This is a genomic window from Sutcliffiella sp. NC1, assembly GCF_027594365.1.
Classification (GTDB): domain Bacteria; phylum Bacillota; class Bacilli; order Bacillales; family Bacillaceae_I; genus Sutcliffiella; species Sutcliffiella cohnii.
Genome location: NZ_CP115153.1, coordinates 783,907 through 802,684 on the forward strand (window position 1 = coordinate 783,907; position 18,778 = coordinate 802,684).

At 36.9% G+C, this 18,778-nt stretch carries 19 protein-coding genes; 15 read left to right on the forward strand and 4 right to left on the reverse strand.

Annotation, left to right across the window (positions count from 1 at the left end; translation table 11 throughout):
* The first annotated feature begins 33 nt into the window (after positions 1–33).
* The 5 genes from O1A01_RS03945 to O1A01_RS03965 all read left to right on the forward strand — a co-directional run bounded on the left by O1A01_RS03945 (position 34) and on the right by O1A01_RS03965 (position 4,119).
* Entirely contained in the window at positions 34–765 is a 732-nt protein-coding gene (locus O1A01_RS03945; RefSeq protein WP_270065612.1) for an ABC transporter ATP-binding protein, read from the forward strand.
* Positions 762–1,793, forward strand: coding sequence for an ABC transporter permease (locus tag O1A01_RS03950; RefSeq protein ID WP_270065613.1), 1,032 nt, complete (start codon positions 762–764; stop codon positions 1,791–1,793). Before O1A01_RS03945 ends, O1A01_RS03950 begins: the two co-directional genes overlap by 4 nt.
* Positions 1,794–1,867: 74 nt before the next feature.
* The gene (locus O1A01_RS03955; RefSeq protein ID WP_270065614.1) at positions 1,868–2,518 is read left to right on the forward strand and encodes a TetR/AcrR family transcriptional regulator; all 651 of its coding nucleotides are present in this window, start codon (positions 1,868–1,870) and stop codon (positions 2,516–2,518) included.
* Positions 2,519–2,685: 167 nt separating this feature from the next.
* A complete protein-coding gene (locus O1A01_RS03960) occupies positions 2,686–3,744 on the forward strand; it encodes a M42 family metallopeptidase (protein WP_270065615.1) in 1,059 nt (352 codons plus the stop codon).
* A gap of 90 nt (positions 3,745–3,834) precedes the next feature.
* Positions 3,835–4,119, forward strand: a complete 285-nt coding sequence (locus O1A01_RS03965; protein WP_270065616.1) for a hypothetical protein — start codon at positions 3,835–3,837, stop codon at positions 4,117–4,119.
* A gap of 467 nt (positions 4,120–4,586) precedes the next feature.
* Here the strand turns inward: O1A01_RS03965 and O1A01_RS03970 are convergent, their stop codons facing one another.
* Both O1A01_RS03970 and O1A01_RS03975 read right to left on the reverse strand, forming a co-directional pair.
* Complete coding sequence (locus O1A01_RS03970) at positions 4,587–4,889, reverse strand: DUF5634 family protein (RefSeq protein ID WP_066415026.1); 303 nt, start codon at positions 4,887–4,889, stop codon at positions 4,587–4,589.
* A gap of 88 nt (positions 4,890–4,977) precedes the next feature.
* Positions 4,978–5,748 (reverse strand): AraC family transcriptional regulator, encoded by a 771-nt coding sequence (locus O1A01_RS03975; protein WP_066415024.1) that lies wholly within the window; start codon positions 5,746–5,748, stop codon positions 4,978–4,980.
* A gap of 176 nt (positions 5,749–5,924) precedes the next feature.
* Here O1A01_RS03975 and O1A01_RS03980 point away from each other — a divergent pair, with 176 nt between their 5' ends.
* The 7 genes from O1A01_RS03980 to O1A01_RS04010 all read left to right on the forward strand — a co-directional run bounded on the left by O1A01_RS03980 (position 5,925) and on the right by O1A01_RS04010 (position 11,770).
* Positions 5,925–6,641 (forward strand): sugar phosphate isomerase/epimerase family protein, encoded by a 717-nt coding sequence (locus O1A01_RS03980; RefSeq protein ID WP_235858096.1) that lies wholly within the window; start codon positions 5,925–5,927, stop codon positions 6,639–6,641.
* Positions 6,642–6,666: 25 nt separating this feature from the next.
* Positions 6,667–7,389: a ThuA domain-containing protein gene (locus tag O1A01_RS03985; RefSeq protein ID WP_270065617.1), complete on the forward strand. Its 723-nt coding sequence runs from the start codon at positions 6,667–6,669 to the stop codon at positions 7,387–7,389.
* Between the two features lie 17 nt (positions 7,390–7,406).
* Positions 7,407–8,432 carry a Gfo/Idh/MocA family protein gene (locus tag O1A01_RS03990; protein ID WP_066415015.1) on the forward strand — a complete coding sequence of 342 codons (1,026 nt, stop codon included), beginning with the start codon at positions 7,407–7,409 and terminating at the stop codon, positions 8,430–8,432.
* 12 nt (positions 8,433–8,444) lie between these two features.
* A complete protein-coding gene (locus tag O1A01_RS03995) occupies positions 8,445–9,482 on the forward strand; it encodes a Gfo/Idh/MocA family protein (RefSeq protein ID WP_270065618.1) in 1,038 nt (345 codons plus the stop codon).
* A 17-nt stretch (positions 9,483–9,499) separates the two neighbouring features.
* Positions 9,500–10,468 (forward strand): sugar phosphate isomerase/epimerase family protein, encoded by a 969-nt coding sequence (locus O1A01_RS04000; protein WP_270065619.1) that lies wholly within the window; start codon positions 9,500–9,502, stop codon positions 10,466–10,468.
* A gap of 208 nt (positions 10,469–10,676) precedes the next feature.
* Positions 10,677–11,003, forward strand: a complete 327-nt coding sequence (locus tag O1A01_RS04005; RefSeq protein WP_066415010.1) for a PadR family transcriptional regulator — start codon at positions 10,677–10,679, stop codon at positions 11,001–11,003.
* A gap of 2 nt (positions 11,004–11,005) precedes the next feature.
* Entirely contained in the window at positions 11,006–11,770 is a 765-nt protein-coding gene (locus O1A01_RS04010) for a DUF1129 family protein (protein ID WP_066415007.1), read from the forward strand.
* Between the two features lie 112 nt (positions 11,771–11,882).
* On the opposite strand, the gene O1A01_RS04015 is transcribed toward O1A01_RS04010, so the two are convergent.
* Positions 11,883–12,860, reverse strand: a complete 978-nt coding sequence (locus O1A01_RS04015; protein ID WP_270065620.1) for an aromatic ring-hydroxylating dioxygenase subunit alpha — start codon at positions 12,858–12,860, stop codon at positions 11,883–11,885.
* Between the two features lie 191 nt (positions 12,861–13,051).
* On the opposite strand from O1A01_RS04015, the gene O1A01_RS04020 reads away from it, so the two are divergent.
* A complete protein-coding gene (locus O1A01_RS04020) occupies positions 13,052–14,386 on the forward strand; it encodes a uracil-xanthine permease family protein (protein ID WP_270065621.1) in 1,335 nt (444 codons plus the stop codon).
* Between the two features lie 382 nt (positions 14,387–14,768).
* Complete coding sequence (locus tag O1A01_RS04025) at positions 14,769–15,194, forward strand: OsmC family protein (protein WP_066414999.1); 426 nt, start codon at positions 14,769–14,771, stop codon at positions 15,192–15,194.
* A gap of 252 nt (positions 15,195–15,446) precedes the next feature.
* Here O1A01_RS04025 and O1A01_RS04030 read toward each other — a convergent pair whose 3' ends face one another.
* Positions 15,447–17,144 (reverse strand): DUF2207 domain-containing protein, encoded by a 1,698-nt coding sequence (locus tag O1A01_RS04030; RefSeq protein WP_270065622.1) that lies wholly within the window; start codon positions 17,142–17,144, stop codon positions 15,447–15,449.
* A gap of 202 nt (positions 17,145–17,346) precedes the next feature.
* On the opposite strand from O1A01_RS04030, the gene O1A01_RS04035 reads away from it, so the two are divergent.
* Positions 17,347–18,597 (forward strand): methyl-accepting chemotaxis protein, encoded by a 1,251-nt coding sequence (locus O1A01_RS04035; RefSeq protein ID WP_270065623.1) that lies wholly within the window; start codon positions 17,347–17,349, stop codon positions 18,595–18,597.
* Positions 18,598–18,778: the final 181 nt, after the last annotated feature.

Sequence of the window (18,778 nt, forward strand, 5' to 3'; positions counted from 1 at the left end):
TCACTTTTATTTAAAAAGTCAGAGGTGAATAGGATGAGTACGGAAGAAAGTGTTGTGCAAATTGAAAATGTCTCGATGGCGTTCGGTAAGCAGGCAGTGCTAAAGGATATTTCACTTCAAATTCAAAAAGGTGAAATTTTTGGTTTGTTAGGACCTTCAGGTGCTGGCAAAACGACACTAGTTAAGCAACTAGTTGGCTTGGAAATTCCGTCAAGTGGAGAAGTATTTCTTTTTCATGAAAAAATGCCTTCTCTTAAATTAATGGAACGGATTGGATATATGGCACAATCCGACGCTTTGTATGGAGAATTAACAGCGAAAGAGAACTTAGAGTTTTTCGGAACGTTATATGGTTTGAAAGGAAACCGACTACAACACCGTATGGAAGAGGTATTAAAAATTGTCGACTTAACCGATCATACGAAAAAAAATATTTCTAGCTTTTCAGGAGGGATGAAAAGAAGACTTTCGTTAGCGATTGCCCTATTACACAGCCCAGAAATACTAATTTTAGATGAGCCGACTGTCGGAATCGATCCTGTCTTACGAAAGAGTATTTGGCAAGGATTTCAGATGCTAAAGGATCAAGGAACAACGATTATCGTCACGACGCACGTCATGGATGAAGCAGAAAAATGTGACCGATTAGGCATGCTCCGAGATGGTCTGTTAATCGCGGTCGACACGCCAGAACAATTAAAAATACTTACTAATTCGAAATCAATCGAGGAAGCATTTTTAGTATATGGAGGTGCTCGTTCATGAGGGTGAGAGCGTTAGTGATACGAATATTACGGCAAATCATTCGCGATAAACGAACGATTGCATTACTTCTATTCGCACCGATTTTAGTATTAACGATGCTACATTTAGTATTTAACGGGGATGAGTACGTTCCGAAAATTGGACTAATAAATGTACCCCCTGCTATGAACTCACCATTACAATTTGAAAATGCAACGGTTCAAACATACGAAACATTGGAAGCCGCGGAAGAAGATTTACTTAATAGAGAAATAGATAGCTATATTCATTTTATAAATATTCAACCTTCAGTAGTGTTAGAGGGTAGTGACCCAACTATTAATGGAGTCACAATGAAACAAATAGAAAAAGCCTTAAAAAAATTACAACCAACCGACAACGAGATTGCTAGTTTAGAGGTTGAATTTGTACATGGATCGGCACATATGGGACAATTTGATTACTTTGGACCAGTATTGCTAGGTTTCTTCGTATTTTTCTTTGTGTTTTTAATAGCAGGTGTTTCTTTTTTAAGAGAAAGAACGACAGGTACGTTAGAGAGGTTAATGGCTAGTCCGTTAAAAAAATGGGAAATTGTAGCGGGCTATATTATCGGATTTGGTATTTTTACGATGATCCAGTCGACCGTCATTGCAGCATATGCGATATATGTGTTGGGGATGTTAATGGAAGGAGCTTTCATTCATTTACTTCTTATTATTTTAGTGCTTGCTTTAACGGCTCTTTCTCTCGGAATATTATTATCTTCTTTTGCTAATAACGAGCTACAAATGATTCAATTTATTCCAATCATCGTCGTTCCGCAAATTTTCTTCTCGGGCCTATTTAACTTAGAGACCATTTCGAGCTGGTTAAATTGGATTGCACCTTTTACACCTTTATATTATGCTGCCGAAGCGTTACGAGACGTGATGGTTAGAGGATATAGCATTAATGAAATATATTTAGAACTACTCGCACTTTGTGGTTTTTCTGTTATGTTCATGCTTTTAAATATTGTTGCATTAAGGAAATATCGAAAAATATAAACGGTCTTCATTTCACCTATTGGCTCAAATCTATTACAATAGTGGTAATGATTCTGAATAATAAGGAGTAACCAATGAACGACCAAAATAATTTAATAGAAGAAATATTTGAAAACGATGATCAATTAACGGATAAACAAAAGAAAATTATCGTTGCGGCTATAGAGTCTTTTGCCGAAAAAGGCTTTGCTTCTACGTCGACAAGTGAAATTGCGAAAAGAGCAGGGGTAGCAGAAGGGACGATTTTCCGCCATTATAAAACGAAAAAAGACCTTCTATATTCGATAGTAGAACCGATGATTGCTAAGTTTATCGCTCCTTTTGTCATTAACGATATGAAAAAAGTACTTGATCAAGATTATGAGCAATTTGAAGATTTTTTGAGGGCGATGTTTCAAAATAGAATTTCTTTTATCGAAAGAAACTTATTGCTATTCCGTATTTTAATACAAGAAATTCCGTTTCAACCAGAATTACAAAAAATGTTTAAAAAACATATCGCAAGTAAAATATATACTCGATTTGAAGACTTAGTAGATCATTACAAAGGGAAAGGGCAGCTAGTGGATCTCCCAGCAAGTACAATCATAAGAGTAACGGTTTCTAGCATATTCGGGTATCTCATAGCTCGAAACTTACTTTTCCCTGAAATAAATTGGGATGACGAAGTAGAAACAGAGCAAACGATTCGACTTATTTTAAATGGGGTGTCCCCAAGAGAATAAATGAAATAAAAAAAATGGACTGACTTTTAATTAGAAAGTCAGTTTTTTTATGTGTTACAATCTAAAACCTATAGGAACAAAAAATATTTTAGTGCGTTAAAGTAATTAGAGACACGAAACAATTTTTGTACTATAATGAAAAATACAACGATTTGGGGGTGCTTAATTTGGAAAATATTTTAAAAGAACTTTCTTCTATCCATGGTCCTTGCGGCTTTGAGGAAGATGTAGCAAAGTACATTGCGAACCGTTTAAAAGGTAAAGTAGATTCGGTACAGGTTGATGGGGTAGGAAATTTAATTGTCCGTAAAAAAGGAACTGAATCTGGACCAACAATCGTAGTAGCGGCTCATATGGATGAAGTAGGCTTTATCGTCAAAAAGGTTGAGGAAAATGGTCTTATCCGCTTTGAAAAATTAGGGGGGCATGATGATCGTATTCTACTATCACAACGAGTTCAAATTAATACATATAAAGGATTAAGGTCAGGTGTTATTGGAACGATATCTGCACATATGATGAAATACGATGATCCGAAAAAAGTACGAGCACATCAAAAGCTGTATATTGATGTTGGTGCTAGTACGAAACAAGAAGTAGCAGAATTAGGGATAAGAGTAGGGGACTCGATTACTTGGTACCCTCACTTTGACTACTTAACAGAAAATCGAATAGTTGGAAAAGCGTTTGATGATCGTGCAGGTTGTACCGTGTTAATTCAAGCGCTAGAAGAATTAGAAAAGAGCGATTTTGCAGGTGAAATTGTAGGAGCATTTACGGTTCAAGAGGAAGTCGGTTTAAGAGGTGCCAGAGTAATAGGCCATCAAGTAAATGCCGATGTAGCCATTGCGCTAGATACGACTGCAGTTAGTGACACGCCTGAGGAAATGATGGACAATACGTTAGCGTTAGGTGCTGGAACAGGTATTAAAGCGATTGACTTTAGCCTAATAGCAAATAAAAAAGTGAAAAATCATTTACAAGAAATTGCCGAGAAACAAAACATCACGTACCAAATAGAAGTATTCCCTGGTATTGGTACAGACGCAGGTGAATTAAGCCTTGCACATCAAGGTATCCCAACAGGAGTTCTATCTATTCCTTCTAGATACGCCCACTCCTCAACAGAAGTGATCGATACGAGAGACCTTCTAGCAACAAAAGATTTATTAGTAGCGTTTATAAAAGAGATGAAGGCAACAGAACATTACAAGTTTACAATTTAATAGAGTAGATTAAAAAATCTACTAGAAAAAGATATATTTTCACCTCATTGGACATACTAATTTATAAGCATGTTCAATGAGGTGATTTTTTTGAAAACAATAACTAGATTTGCAGACTTATGCTGGGAAGGCTTAACATTACAACATATATCAGACAAACGAATTGTCATTCCTTATCTACTATTTATCGCTATGACGCTACTATTTGAATTATTTCTATTAGTGTTAATTGGAATCACTAGCTTTATATTTTATATTCACGGCTATCAACCAAGTTTAGGATATATAGTTAGTGGTCCAGTCGTACTCTGCATGTTCCTATTAACAATTCCAATTTTAAAAGCAGTTTTAAAACAGCGAAAAATAGCATATTAAAAATAGGAGGTTGGGACGTAACTATTTTTATCAAAGTATAAAACGAACAAATAGTAGAGTGGAAATAACCCGCTCCGGAAATATACTTCGCTTTCCGCGGGCTTGTCTAGTTCCGGCGGCTTGGTCCTGCTCAAACTTCACTTTCCCTCCGTACGATAAGTCATCATCGACTCAACTATCGTTTCGTCGTGATTCCTTTATCTCCTGCGGGAAAGCTCCAGTTTGATTGGACCAGAGCGAGCCGCCTGCGCTTTTCGATGCTGGTGAGCCTCCTCGTGCTTCGCACTGCGGGGTCTCACCTATGCCTTACCTCCCGCAGGACAAGGAAGGCTTCGACAGCGAAACATCGCACGAAGAAAAATGCGGACGCATTTTTCGAGGAGTCTACGTATATTTCCTCCGCTAATTCTGCGATAGTTCGTTTTTTATAATGATTATCTTAATTTTGTCCCAAACTTCTTTTCACCTCATATTTGTTCAAAAACACTTTCTAAACTGTCGAAGCCGCGTCGATCTTCATTATTCGGTTCGTCTGTCTCGACAGTCCATTCGTTTCCTAAAGGGGTTAAACTACCTTCCTCACTTTTCGTATAAGGAAGATGAATATGATATGTCTTTTCATCTTTTGATACTGTATAGCCTAAATAGTATCGATCCCCTTCTCCATGCTCCTCAAAAATTCCAATTGAATCTAAATCGAATTTCTCAATATACTCTGGAAGAGAGGTTTGTAATTCATTTAATATTTCATTACGAGATAAGTATTCCATTCTATTTCTCCTTTTTCCTAGAATCATTTTTAATATGTGTTTGTTTTCTGGAATTAAACAAAGGCTGCGAGAAATAGGCTTAATATTCTTATTTACTTCGATACTCACCAGGAGACATACCATATTTCTTTTTAAACACACGGTGAAAATACGTGTATGAAGTGAACCCGCAGTTCTCTGCAATATTTTCTAACGTCATCGTTGTGTATTTCATTTGATCGATTGCAGCGGAAAGGCGAATTTCTTGGGCATATTCTATCATTGTCTTCCCAACAATTTGTTTAAACAAATGAACAGCTCGGGATACACTTAGTCCGGCATGTTTTGCTACATCTTCTACTTTTAATCCAACAGTAGCATGCTCTTCGATGTACCTTAACATTCTTGTAACCGCGTATGGCCTATTTTTAGACTGTTTCGTTTCATTCACAGCCCGTTCTAACGTTAAACAAAGCGCCTGCATTAAATACGATGATAATTCTTGGTTTTCTTCGGATAGAGGTCGACGTTTTTCAATCGTTAAATGTCTCCAAAGTGCTAGTAAGCGCTCATCTAAATCAATAGTAGAGATGGCAGGTTTTTCAGACCGATTCCACCATTCATCGACCCAAGCACCTGATACGGATAAATGATAATCCCCACTCTTTTCATTTTCTTCAATATTTAATTCATATAGGTCACCTGGCTTGGCAAGTAAAAGATCCCCTTTTTTAATCGCTATTTTTTCATTGTTTAACGTAATAACGCCTGTCCCTTCCGTTTGCAAGCGAAAAAGATAACCTGTTAATTGTTCTGTATCTTGGGAATGATAACCTTTTGTATGGTAGGAATAACCGCAAAAACGTATGTAAGTGTTCATTTTTTTCTCGTCCTTATTTTCATTATAAAAAAGAAATAGCAAAATAGTGCATGTTTCCATTATATTATCTATTTATAATTTATACTATCTATTTTATGATGAGTACGTAAATGTAAGCGTTTTATCCTTATGTTGAAAAGGAGTGAAATGTTATAGGTATCCCAATAGCAGTTCAATTGTATACGTTACGTAATGAATTAGAAGCAGATTTCGTTGGAACATTGAAAAAGGTAGCTCAACTTGGTTTTGATGGCGTAGAATTAGCCGGATACGGAGGGATGAGTGTTACCGAGCTAAAAAGCTTATTAGATGAACTAGGTCTTCAAGCTCCATCTAGCCATGTCCCGTTAGAACAATTAGAGAAAAATTTGGACAAGGTGATAGAAGAACAGAAAATATTAGGAAGCCAATATATTGTAGTTCCTTATATAATGCCAGAAAATCAAAACGAAGATTATTATTACTCATTAATCTCGTTTTTAAAAACCGCCAATGCAAAATGTAACGAGCAAGGCTTAACTCTTTGTTATCATAACCACGATTTTGAACTAGAGAAATTGAGTGATGGTAGAAAAGTACTTGAAGCAATCCTTGAAGAAACAAGTGTTAGTACAGAATTTGATGTGTATTGGTTAACGAAGGCTGGGGAGGATCCGGTTGACTGGTTAACCCGATATCGTGACAGAACTCCGCTTGTTCATTTAAAAGATATGACGTTAGATGATGAAAGATTTTTTGCTGAACTTGGTACTGGTGGAGTAAATGTGGAATCGATTCTCCAAACAGGAAAAGAGCAAAACGTAAAATGGTGGATTGTGGAACAAGATGAAAGCCGACGTACACCGTTAGAGAGTATTGAAATAAGCATTAACTACTTAAAAAATATAATATAAATTAATTCTAAGGAGCGATAACAGCATGATTAATGTAACAGTATGGAACGAGCACCGTCACGAACAAAAAAACCCGGTAGTAAGAGACGTTTACCCAGAAGGTATTCACGGAGCAATTGCAAGCTTTTTAAAAGATGATTATAAAGTGAGAACAACAACGCTAGATGAAGCGGAACACGGATTAACAGATGATGTTTTAAATGAAACAGATGTTTTAATTTGGTGGGGCCATATCGCACATGATGAAGTAAGTGATGAAGTTGTGGAAAAAGTGAAGAAACGTGTATGGGAAGGAATGGGACTTATCGTACTTCATTCTGGTCACTTCTCGAAAATTTTCAAAACATTGATGGGTACTTCATGTGACTTAAAATGGCGTGAAGCAGACGAGAAAGAAAGACTATGGGTTGTTGACCCAAGCCATCCAATTGTGGAAGGTGTTGGAGAATACATTGAGCTTGATCGTGAAGAAATGTATGGAGAGCATTTTGACATTCCAGCACCAGATCAACTTGTATTTTTAAGTTGGTTTGAAGGTGGAGAAGTATTTAGAAGCGGATGCACTTACAGCCGTGGTAACGGGAAGATTTTCTACTTCCGACCAGGACATGAAACGTATCCGACCTATCATAACGAAGAAATTCAACGAGTTATTAAAAATGGCGTAAAATGGGCGGCACCGACAAAACGCTCTTATCCTGTATATGGAAACGCGAAGCCATTAGAAGAAATTAAACCAAAGAACTAAACAGGGGGATTAGACATATGAGTAAAGTGAAAATTGGAGTAATTGGTTGTGGAAGTATTGCGAAACACCGTCATTTACCGGAATATGCAAACAATAAAAATGTAGAAATTGTTGCAGTGTGTGACATCGTAGAGGAAAGAGCACAAGAGACTGCGGATAAATATAATGCAACTGCTTATACAAGTTATGAAGAGCTTTTAGCTAATGAAGACGTGGAGGCAGTAAGTGTTTGTACACCGAACTATTTACACGCTCCAGTTTCGATTGCAGCATTAAAGGCAGGTAAACACGTACTATGTGAAAAGCCGATGGCAACATCTAAAGAAGAAGCAGAGGAAATGATTGCAGCCGCTAAAGCAAGTAATAAAAAACTAATGATTGCTCATAACCAACGTTTCGTACCTTCGCACCAAAAAGCGAGACAACTAGTTGCAAGTGGAGAGCTTGGAAAAATTTATAGCTTCCGTACTGCTTTCGGTCATGGAGGCCCAGAAGGTTGGAGTGTAGATGGAGCGAATAGCTGGTTCTTTAAAAAAGAGCAAGCGTTCATCGGTGCGATGGGTGACCTAGGTGTTCATAAAACAGACCTTTTACGCTACATTTTAGGAGAAGAGTTTGTAGAAGTTGGTGCGTTCGTAGAAACTAGTGCAAAAGAAAATGCAGATGTGGATGATACAGCTGTTTGTGTTTTAAAAACAGAAAGCGGTATTATAGGTACATTAGCAGCTAGCTGGTCTTACGTATCGAAAGAGGATAACGCTACTATTATTTATGCGGAAAATGCTATCGTTCGTCTAGAAGATGACCCAGTTAACTCCGTAATTGTTCAATATAAAAATGGTGAAGTCGTGAAATATGAGCTAGGTGGCATTCAAACGAATGAATCTGGCGGACAAACGAGCTCTCAAGTAGTAGACCAATTTATTACTTCTATCGTGAATGATGTAGAGCCTCCAGTTTCGGGTGAAGAAGGAATGAAATCTTTACAAGTCGTATTAGCTGCGCTTGCTTCTAATGAAACGAAACAAATAACTAGAATTTAAGTGGTGGTTAAAATGACAAAAATAAAAATGGGAATTATCGGCACGGGCGGTATCGCTCGTGGCCGCCACATTCCTGCCTACCAACAAATATCTGATCTAGTAACACTCGAGGCTGTTTGTGATGTAAATATCGATGCAGCGAAAGCGGTTGCTGAAGAGTTTGGAATTGAAAAAGTGTTCTCCGATTACACCGATCTTCTTAAAGAAGTAGACGCCGTAACAATTTGTACACCAAACAAATTTCATGCTGAAATGACGATTGCAGCGTTAGAAGCTGGTGTTCATGTGTTATGTGAAAAGCCGATGGCAATGAGTGCTGAAGAATCAGCCGCAATGCTTGAAGCTGCTAATAGAACTGGAAAAGTGTTAGGAATCGGATTCCACTATCGATTTACGAAAGATGCACAAGCGGCAAAAAGGATGATAGAAGAAAATGAAATTGGTGCGCCAATCGTGGCTCGAGCTCATGCGATGAGAAGAAGAAAAGTTCCTGGTTGGGGAGTTTTCACAAATAAAGAGCTACAAGGTGGCGGCAGCTTAATTGATTGGGGCTGTCATTTCTTAGATTTATCTCTTTGGCTAATGGGGAATCCAAAACCGGTTGAAGTAGTTGGTCAATCGTACAACCGTTTAAGTAAAATGCCGAACCAAGTGAATCAGTGGGGAAGCTTTAATCATGAGACGTTTTCAGTAGATGATCACGTTACAGCGTACATTCGGTTTGATAATGGAGCAACGATGTTGTTTGAAACTTCTTGGGCGGCCAATATAAAAGAAGATTCAGAAGGTGTTAGTATTTCAGGTGAAAAAGGTGGAATTGACCTTTTTCCATTGGAACTGAATCAAGTGAAGCACGGCATGTTAGTAAGTAGTAAAGCTGACTGGATTCCAGGTGAAGAAAATCCTGGAGTAGCACAAGTAACAAACTTTGTGGAAGCTTGCTTAGGAAAAAGTGAACTCGTAGTGAAGCCAGAGGAAGCACTGCAAGTTTCTCAAATAATTGATGCCATTTACTTAAGTAGTGAAACAGGAAAAAGTGTAAAGCTATAAAAGGGAGGTTTTCATACATGAAGTTAGGTGTTTTTACCGTTTTATTTTCTCAAAAAAACTTAGATGAAATGCTAGACTATGTAAAAAACGCAGGGGTGAATGCTGTAGAAATTGGGACAGGTGGCTACCCTGGAAATGCGCATTGCGATATCGATGCACTATTAGAAAGTGAAGAGCTTCGCAACGAATACTTAGAAAAGGTAACTTCTCGTGGTTTACAAATTAGTGCGTTTAGCTGTCACGGTAACCCAATCTCACCTGAGAAGTCTTTTGCAGAAGAATCACATATCGCACTGAAAAAATCTATCCAACTAGCTAATTTAATGGGCGTACCTGTTGTCAACTGTTTCTCTGGAACAGCTGGTGACCATGAAGAAGCAAAATATCCAAACTGGCCTGTTACACCTTGGCCAACAGAGTATGCGGATGTATTAAAATGGCAATGGGAAGAAAAGTTAATTCCTTATTGGAAAGAGATGGGGCAATTTGCGAAAGACCATAACGTCAAAATTGGCCTAGAACTGCATGGAGGATTTTTAGTTCATACTCCATACACTTTACTAAAACTACGTGAAGAAACGTGTGATGCCATTGGTGCGAACTTAGATCCGAGTCATTTATGGTGGCAAGGAATTGATCCAGTTGCGGCGATTAAAATTTTAGGAAAAGCAAATGCAATCCATCACTTCCATGCGAAGGATACGTACATTGATCAAGAGAACGTTAATATGTATGGATTAGTTGATATGCAACCGTACGGAGAAGTACAAACGAGAGCTTGGACATTCCGTTCAGTAGGCTGCGGACATAGTATTCAAGAATGGTCCGACATGATCAGTGCATTACGTACGTACGGCTACGATTACGTAGTGAGTATTGAACACGAAGATCCACTAATGTCTATCGAAGAAGGCTTTGCAAGAGCAGTTAAAAACTTAAATTCCATCATCATTGAAGAAAAACCTTCAGATATGTGGTGGGCGTAACGAATAGGAGAGAATCTGTAATAGACAGATTCTCTTTTTTTTGAAAATTACTTGTAAAAAATTTCTAACAATGTTATAGTCAAACTATATTGTAATACAAAGTAGTGAAATGTTCTTTTTTTATCAAACTATGTTGCATAACAAAATAGTTGTTCTCTTTTTTTGTTCAACTATATTGCAAAACAAGTTAGTGGAGGGAGGGGAAAGTGTGTCCACAAGTCAAATATTAAAAGGAATATTAGAAGGATGTTTACTTTCTGTTATTGGAAAAGGGGAAACGTACGGTTACGAAATGATAGAAAAACTAAACAAGTACGGATTTACGATGGTAAGTGAAGGAAGTATTTATCCACTTTTATTACGAATGAGAAAAGAGGGCCTTGTTATAACAACTCAGAAAGAACTTCCATCAGGTGGTCCGAAAAGAAAATATTATTCTTTAACAGCCAAAGGAAAAGAAGAGCTAGAAGAGTTTAAATTGCGTTGGGATGCGATTTCGAGCGGAGTTAATAACCTTTTAAAGGAGGATGAGTAGTGATGAAAGTATCGAAACAAAGTAAAGAGTTTTTACAAAATTTAAGAGCTTATTTAATTGCAAGTGGTAAAAAGGAACAAGAAATTGAAGAGATAATTAGTGAATTAGAAGATCATTTAGTGGAAGCAGAAAAAGACGGTAAAAATGTAGAGGACATAGTCGGGCAAACGCCAAAGGAATATATGGAACAAATTGCAAAAGAAATGCCGCTAGATATTGGGGGAATATTAAAGTTCATTCCGATTATCTTTTTAGGAGCCTTTTCCTATATTTTACTAGGGGATGTTATTCGAGGTGGATTAGCCTATTCTGTTTTACAATTAGTTGGATATCCGATTATCTTTTTGTTTGTACTCTTGGTGTCTACAGTTGCAATCAAATATTTATCTAGTAACAAACTATCAAAAGTAAAAGAATGGACGTTATATTGTCTAATCGGTGGAATCCCAATGGCACTGTTTGTCGGGTTACTATTTTTAAACGATGCAATAGAAACTCCGATTTTTACATTTGGTCCGACGATTAATGTAATAGCTGCGATTTTTTCTATAGTCGTATTCATCGCCATAGCACTATGGTCTAAAACGTGGATGCCGATTGTACTACCATTAATTCTTTTTGTTCCTGAAGTAATCATCGGATTAACTTCCTTATCAGAAGAAACTAAACTAATCTTAACGGCGCTTATTTTACCTGTTGGCCTAGGTCTTTATTTTATCGTAATATGGCAGATGGAAAAGCAAAAAGTAGCAAACGTAATAGAATAAGGGATTAAGCAAGAGGATTGTTAACAGGATAGTAGAGAAGAAAGAAAAATAATAATAGGGAAAAAACGTGAAAAGGGGTCAATGTAATCTTCTGACCCCTTAAAAAATTCCTTTATGCAGTTCCTAAAACAACGCCTAATTTTTTCAAATATTGACGATACGCGATACTTACACGGTCACTTTTCAATGAAAGCTCCACCTGTAAGTCTAGCGGTAGATCTTCAGGTTTTTGATTTTCTACAATAGGTTTATCTTGAGCAAAAATCATATCCTGATAAGCAATTGTTTCCTCGTCAGATGTATTCGTATCGTAGTTAAATGCAAGAATACCATAAACAACCGACTTTTTCTCTTCAACAGGGGAAACGGTTAGCAAAATAGTAAACTTGTTATCTGTGTCAGGATCTCTCTTAGTAAAACGAACAGTTAATGGACTTAATATTTCGTACGTGTAATACACATACTTTGATTGACCTGAGCCATCAGGATCTGGTTGGAAAATAGCAATCTCATCAGAGTAAATACTATTTTCTCCCCAATTCATTTCATAGTCCTCGATAACAGGTTTATCTTCTACTCCTAAAATACCACCGTGTACAAATGCAAGATGTCCAACATCTAAAAAGTTTTCTACTATTCTAGGTGGGTTAGCGTTTACTGAAGTTGGTCCCCACATAATTTTTCTCACATCTTCATTCTCCCACTCAGGAAAATCAAAAAATGTACTATCATCAGTCGATAAATTTACCCAAATAAATCCGTATTTTTCCGCACAATGATATTTAATTGCTTTAGCTTTCATTGGAATTTTTCGTCCTTCTGGAAGTTGAGGAATCTTCTCGCAATCTCCATTTGAGTTATATTCCCATCCGTGATACGCACATACTAAATTTCCGTCCTTTACACAACCTAAAGATAGTGCTGCACCTCGATGAATGCAAAGATCTTTGAAAGCATGAACGCCTTCTTCATTTCTAAATAGAACGATACGCTCTCCTAAAATAGTAACAGATATAGGTTTATCGCTTACTTCTTCAGAAATACAAGCTACAATCCACTCTTTTTGTAATACTGGGTCTTTAACTAACATTCGCTTTTCTCCTTATATACATTGTGATTTAACATTATGTTAAGTTAAAATTGTTCGTTAGTCAATTAAAAAACGAACAATAATTATATTATCTAATAAAATATACGTATTTTATATTTACAAAACTAATTTTAACTTCTATAATACAAATTATCGAAAAACTGAATCACATTTAGGGGGACAATTACGAGATGAAGACAGAAGAGAAAAATAACGGGCTCATCGTTGGAGTAGATGATAAACTTAGCCCAGGTAAAGCGACAATACTTGGCTTACAGCACGTTCTTGCGATGGATTTATACATTGCTCCAATAATAATTGCTGGATTATTAGCACTCGATACACAAAATACTACTTTCTTTATTCAAATGTGTTTTCTTGCAGCTGGGTTAGGAACGTTAATTCAAACTGGTTTTGGTATGAGGTTACCAGTAGTGCAAGGTCCGTCATATGTTCCGATTGGTGCATTAGCGGCAATTGGTGGAAAGTTGGGCTTAGGAGCAATAGCTGGTAGTTTAATTCCCGGCGCAATATTAATTGCTATTATTGGATATCCATTAAAATGGTTTGCGAAAGTAGTAAAAAGAATTATTCCCTCTTTGGTAGGTGGAACAGTTATTGTAATCGTAGGGATTTCTTTAATGCCAGTTCCTTTTAAAAGTATTTATTCTTCTCCAGGTAATTTAGGAGATAATGCGATGATAGCAATTGTTACGGTCGCTGTTCTTATCCTTTGTATGTTATTAGGGAAAAAGCAGCAAGGATTAGGGACGTTTTTCCGATTAGTTTCTGTTATTTTAGCAATCGTTGTAGGAACGATTACGGCCGCTTTTTATGGAAGAGTTGATTTTTCTCCAGTTGCAGATGCAGCTTGGTTCTCGTTACCAAAATTAATGCCTTTTGGACCTCCAGTATTTGATTTAAATGCAATTTTAATTATGGTATTTATTTATTTTATTATTTTAGTAGAAACAACAGGAACTTGGTTCGTCGTATCAAAAGTAACGGATAGTGAATTAACAGATAAACGATTAAACAAAGCTTCTTTCGGTGAGGGGTTAGGTTGTTTTGTAGGATCTTTAGTTGGTGGAACGCCGATGACAGGTTATTCTTCTAACGCTGGTCTAATTGCCATTACTGGTGTTGCTAGTCGTGTCGCTATTTTAGCTGCAGGAGGAATATTAGTTTTACTAGGTCTTCTTCCTAAACTATCGGCATTAATAACTTGCGTACCTGCCCCAGTTATTAATGGAATTTTTGGTGTAGTTTGTATCACTATTGCGATGAACGGCTTTAAAGTAATTCAACACGTTGTATTAGATGATCGAAATATGATTGTTATCGGTTTACCAATTCTATTAACAATTGGTGTAACAGTAATGCCTTCTGAAATTTTATATAGTATGCCGGATTTAGCCAACTACGTATTATCTTCTGGTACGGCAGTAGGTGCTTTAGCAGTCCTCATATTGAATTTAATTATTCCTGAGGACAAAAAGAAAGTTCCGATTAAGAACGCGGCATAACGAAAAGTTGGGATGTCCTAAAAGTCAGTAAAGACTGACTTTTAGGACTTTTTTTGTTCCTTACTCCTTATAAGGATTCTAAAACCTCATTAGTTCATAGTACAGATTTTCCATTATGTGTAGTTTTCACGGATGTTGGCTTCATTCTATTAATTGAGAACGAACACTGTAAACTACCCTACTATCTGAATGAAATTCATACAAACAAGTGGGAAAACAATAAGGTTTCTCCACTAATTTGGCATTTATTGGACAGCCCCTTTTCCTTAATTTCTCAAGGCGAAATGTTTGACATAAATTTAGCCACAGATTACTTTTAAAATAATTAAGGAATCAATTGGAAATAGTAATGGATAGTATATGAACGAAAGGAATGATTGGAATGAAAACAACGATTAATTGGGAAGGCAAAATGGCTTTCGGAAGTGTAACACCATCTGGTCATGAATTAAAAATGGATGCAGCCCCTGAAGTTGGGGGAGAAAATAGTGGACCAAGACCGACAGAACTATTATTAAATGCGGTAGCTGGCTGTACCGGTATTGACATTATCTCGATCTTACATAAAATGCGCTTAGAGCCGACTGGATTTACAATGGATGTAGAAGGAGAACGAGCGGACGATCATCCTAAAAAGTTTACGAAAGTACATATTCACTACTCGTTAGAAGGAGAGCTTCCTGAAGATAAAGTAGTGCGAGCCATTAAGTTATCCAAAGATACGTATTGCTCCGTGTCCCATTCTTTAAGTGCGGAAATCTCGGTTAGTTATTCTATTAATGGAAAAAAAGGGGAACAGTCTATATAAAAGTAGATGCGGTCCAAAAGATTGACTATCGCAAATAAACTGCGTGTTATCGCAAATAAACAGAGGTTATCGCAAATAAACTGCGTGTTACCGCAAATAAACAGTGGTTATCGCAAATAAACTGCGTGTTACCGCAATAAAATTGGAACTAGCCTCCACCGGCCAACCCTTTTTAAGCAGTATCAAATGCCAATACAAAAAAAGTAGGAGAAACAAAGTCGTTTCCCCTACTTTTTTAAAAATACACTTCATTTAAAACGCCCCAGAACCACCACCGCCACCACCAGTTCCGCCACTACTATAAGAGGATGAACTGCTGCTAGAACTGTCACTTGTAGCGCTCGAAGCAGAATGAAAATTGTTAGAAGTTAGTGCGCCTAACATATATAAAGATTGGTAGCTAGTGCTCGAATGCCTTCCAGTTAATGTTGGTGTAGTGAAAGCTTCAATAAATTCTTTATGCTTTTCGGTTAATCTTTTATTGTTAATACCGAGCCCGTAAATGTAGGCTCGCATTTTCTCGTCCTCTGTCCAGTGCGTCCAATCTTGCTTCGTTACCTCTAAAAACTTCTCTTTAAACACTTTCCAACTGTAGTGAATACTAGCACCTTCAAATGTTTTTGGTCGATACGATATCGCGTATATTAGAACGGTCAAAAACAACACAATCGTTACAATAAAGGCACTATACAATTCGTAGGTAGGAAAATAAAACAAAAACGGTAAAAGTAGAAGATTTATTAATATCAATGACAAGCTATACTTTGTTTTATTATGATAAAGCGTATGTTGGTTAACTTCTTCTTTTACTGCACCTTGCCATTCGGATTGAAATTCATGATACTTATCATGGTTATTTTCATCCTTCGTGTAATCTTTCAAGTCGTTAAAATGAAACGTACCATCGTTACCAATTTTATAAAAAAGCCATTCTATTAATATGGTTTCATGATGAAGCTTTGGAGATTTATTTGTAACTGTAAATGTATCATTCCCACTTTTTTGCACATACCCTTGTCGGATTAAATCTAGTAACGAAGCAGCCATTGCATGCTCATTTAATACTTTAAAGTTTGTAAAATAGAAAACAGCTGGCATACTTAATTTTTGTTGAGGTAATGTGTTAAATGATGGATGTTCTCTCTTTACTGAAGCTAATTGGTTTCTCATCAACAAATAATCTCGTAAAAATAAAAATAATAGAAGCATTGAAACAACTGGGAGGCCAATTGCTGCAATAGAAGATAGTGTTTCTTTCTTATCTTCTCTTTCAATCGCTGCTAAAACTTGTTCCTGTTGTTCCGCCAATAATTGTTGTCTCAACGTACCGGTATTCGTTCCCGTTGTAGCCGGAAAGAGGCTAGAAGGATAGGCAACGCGAATATCCCCATTTTCTCTTCTAGGAACTTTTTCGTATTGGAATACGACCACTCCTGAATCCTGAATTTGTTCTGTATTATACGCAGTATCATATCCGAAAGCTATTACATCATCGGTAGGTTGCGGAGGATGAACCGTAATAACTAGATGTTCGTAAGTAGACTCATTTCTACTATCAAAAAATGGCCAATAAAACTGTGTGACGTCCTCGTAAACATCGACAGCACCTTCAATTGTATAAGTAATCGTAAAGGTGATCGTTTCGTCGTTCCCAGCTCGATGTATTTTGTATACATTTTCTTCTCGTTCCACATGTAATGTGTTTTCCTGTTCCGATGCTGTTACTTGTTGAATGCGAGCACCTTCTTTAGGGACGATTTCTCTGGTGATGCCATTAAAATCTCCCCTAAATTCGTATGTATGCAGCTCCATAACATAAACATCGCCGTTATCTTGTAAGTACGCATCAATTTCTACATTTGTAATAGAATAATCGACTGCAAACCCTTTTGTAGGAAAGGTCATAACGAGTAAAAGTAAAAATAAAGAACTCATGCAAATTTTTTTCATTTTCGCACCTTCCTTTCATCATTACATACGTAACAAATAAGGAAAAGTTTCACAAAATGTAGAATGCTTCCGTTTCTTAATGTAATTTGTCTGAATATTATTGAAATGATTATTAGCTTGTTTTATGATGAAATAAATAGGAAAAAAGTTGGTATATAGTGTCCTTATAAATTATTAAAAAAGGATAGAGGGGTCGAAACTATTGAAAAATTTTAGATGGACGGTAGCTAAGAAGCTCTACGCTGGTTTTATCACCGTAGTGCTAGTACAAGGGATATTTATTATGTTATTATCCTCTGTTTCATTTGTAGAAGGTGCTATTTTCCTTTTAGTAGGTTTAATAATAGGGCTTTCGATAGCATTTGTAGTAGCTCGGATGATTACGAAACCGTTAGAGATTGTGAATAAAGGAATGAAAGAGGTAGCAGAAGGAAATTTAACGATTGATCCAATAGAAGTGAAAACGAACGATGAAATAAGGGACTTAGCCTTATCTTTTAATACGATGGGAACGAATTTAGCAAACTTAATTAGAAAAGTACTAGTTGCCTCCGAGACGGTTGCTTCCTCCTCCCAACAGCTACTAGCAAGCTCAGAGCAAACTTCGAAAGCAGCAGAACAAATAACGGAAGTGATTCAAGAAATTGCGGCAGGTTCTGACAATCAAGTGGAAAGCGCTCTAACAGCTAATGAATCTATTATACATATTGCGAAAGGAATGGAGCAGGCATCGAACTCCATTGTAACCGTTTCAAACTATAGTGCAGAAACGAACGAAAAAGCAGAAGAAGGCAATAAAATTGTCATGGATACGGTAGCGCAAATGAGTATCGTTCAAAAGCGTGTATCAGAAATCGCTACTATTATTAGTAGTTTAGGTGAACGTTCCCGTGAAATCGGGGTAATTGTCGATGTCATTTCGAAAGTAGCTAGTCAAACGAATTTATTAGCACTAAATGCTGCAATCGAGGCAGCGCGTGCTGGTGAGCATGGAAGAGGATTCGCTGTCGTTGCAGATGAAGTAAGGAAGCTTGCGGAAGAATCGAATGATGCTACAGAACAAATTCGTGTAGTAATTGAAAAGGTCAGGGAAGAAATTAATCAAGTTTCCCTTTCTATGAATGCTGGTACTAACTCGGTCAAAGTTGGGATTGAAAAAGTAAACGAAACGGGAAAATCATTTCAAGAAATACGAACAATGATTGCAGGTATAACCTCACAAGCAGAAGATGTATCAGCAATTGCAGAAAGAGTAAGTACAAGTACGGAACAAATGGTACAGCAAATGGCTGACATTACAAACGTCTCTGAAAAATCAGCACATAATTCTCAAATGGTTGCAGCTTCAGCTGAAGAGCAAAACGCATCGATGGAGGAAATAGCAGCATCGGCTAACGCCCTAAGTCACATGGCTCAAGAACTACAAGAGCATATTTCCATTTTCAGAGTTTAGTAGTTACTTAATACAATCATATAAAAATTTTCAAAGCTTGTTTCCTGTTGGAGCAGGCTTTTTTTGCTATTTACAAAAATAAAAAACTATTTTTTGAAAATAATAGGTTGTAAAGCTGAAAAGTAAGTTATATAATGTCTACTATATAAAAACAAGTGTATACCACAAAAGTACATCGGGG

Excerpts from the sequence above, each read along its gene's own strand:
- O1A01_RS03945 (WP_270065612.1), top strand. The coding sequence starts at position 34 with ATGAGTACGGAAGAAAGTGTTGTGCAAATTGAAAATGTCTCGATGGCG.
- O1A01_RS03950 (WP_270065613.1), top strand. The coding sequence starts at position 762 with ATGAGGGTGAGAGCGTTAGTGATACGAATATTACGGCAAATCATTCGC.
- O1A01_RS03955 (WP_270065614.1), top strand. The coding sequence starts at position 1,868 with ATGAACGACCAAAATAATTTAATAGAAGAAATATTTGAAAACGATGAT.
- O1A01_RS03970 (WP_066415026.1), bottom strand. The coding sequence starts at position 4,889 with ATGGAATACTTATCTCGTAATGAAATATTAAATGAATTACAAACCTCT.
- O1A01_RS03975 (WP_066415024.1), bottom strand. The coding sequence starts at position 5,748 with ATGAACACTTACATACGTTTTTGCGGTTATTCCTACCATACAAAAGGT.
- O1A01_RS03985 (WP_270065617.1), top strand. The coding sequence starts at position 6,667 with ATGATTAATGTAACAGTATGGAACGAGCACCGTCACGAACAAAAAAAC.
- O1A01_RS03990 (WP_066415015.1), top strand. The coding sequence starts at position 7,407 with ATGAGTAAAGTGAAAATTGGAGTAATTGGTTGTGGAAGTATTGCGAAA.
- O1A01_RS03995 (WP_270065618.1), top strand. The coding sequence starts at position 8,445 with ATGACAAAAATAAAAATGGGAATTATCGGCACGGGCGGTATCGCTCGT.
- O1A01_RS04000 (WP_270065619.1), top strand. The coding sequence starts at position 9,500 with ATGAAGTTAGGTGTTTTTACCGTTTTATTTTCTCAAAAAAACTTAGAT.
- O1A01_RS04010 (WP_066415007.1), top strand. The coding sequence starts at position 11,006 with ATGAAAGTATCGAAACAAAGTAAAGAGTTTTTACAAAATTTAAGAGCT.
- O1A01_RS04015 (WP_270065620.1), bottom strand. The coding sequence starts at position 12,860 with ATGTTAGTTAAAGACCCAGTATTACAAAAAGAGTGGATTGTAGCTTGT.
- O1A01_RS04020 (WP_270065621.1), top strand. The coding sequence starts at position 13,052 with ATGAAGACAGAAGAGAAAAATAACGGGCTCATCGTTGGAGTAGATGAT.
- O1A01_RS04025 (WP_066414999.1), top strand. The coding sequence starts at position 14,769 with ATGAAAACAACGATTAATTGGGAAGGCAAAATGGCTTTCGGAAGTGTA.
- O1A01_RS04030 (WP_270065622.1), bottom strand. The coding sequence starts at position 17,144 with ATGAAAAAAATTTGCATGAGTTCTTTATTTTTACTTTTACTCGTTATG.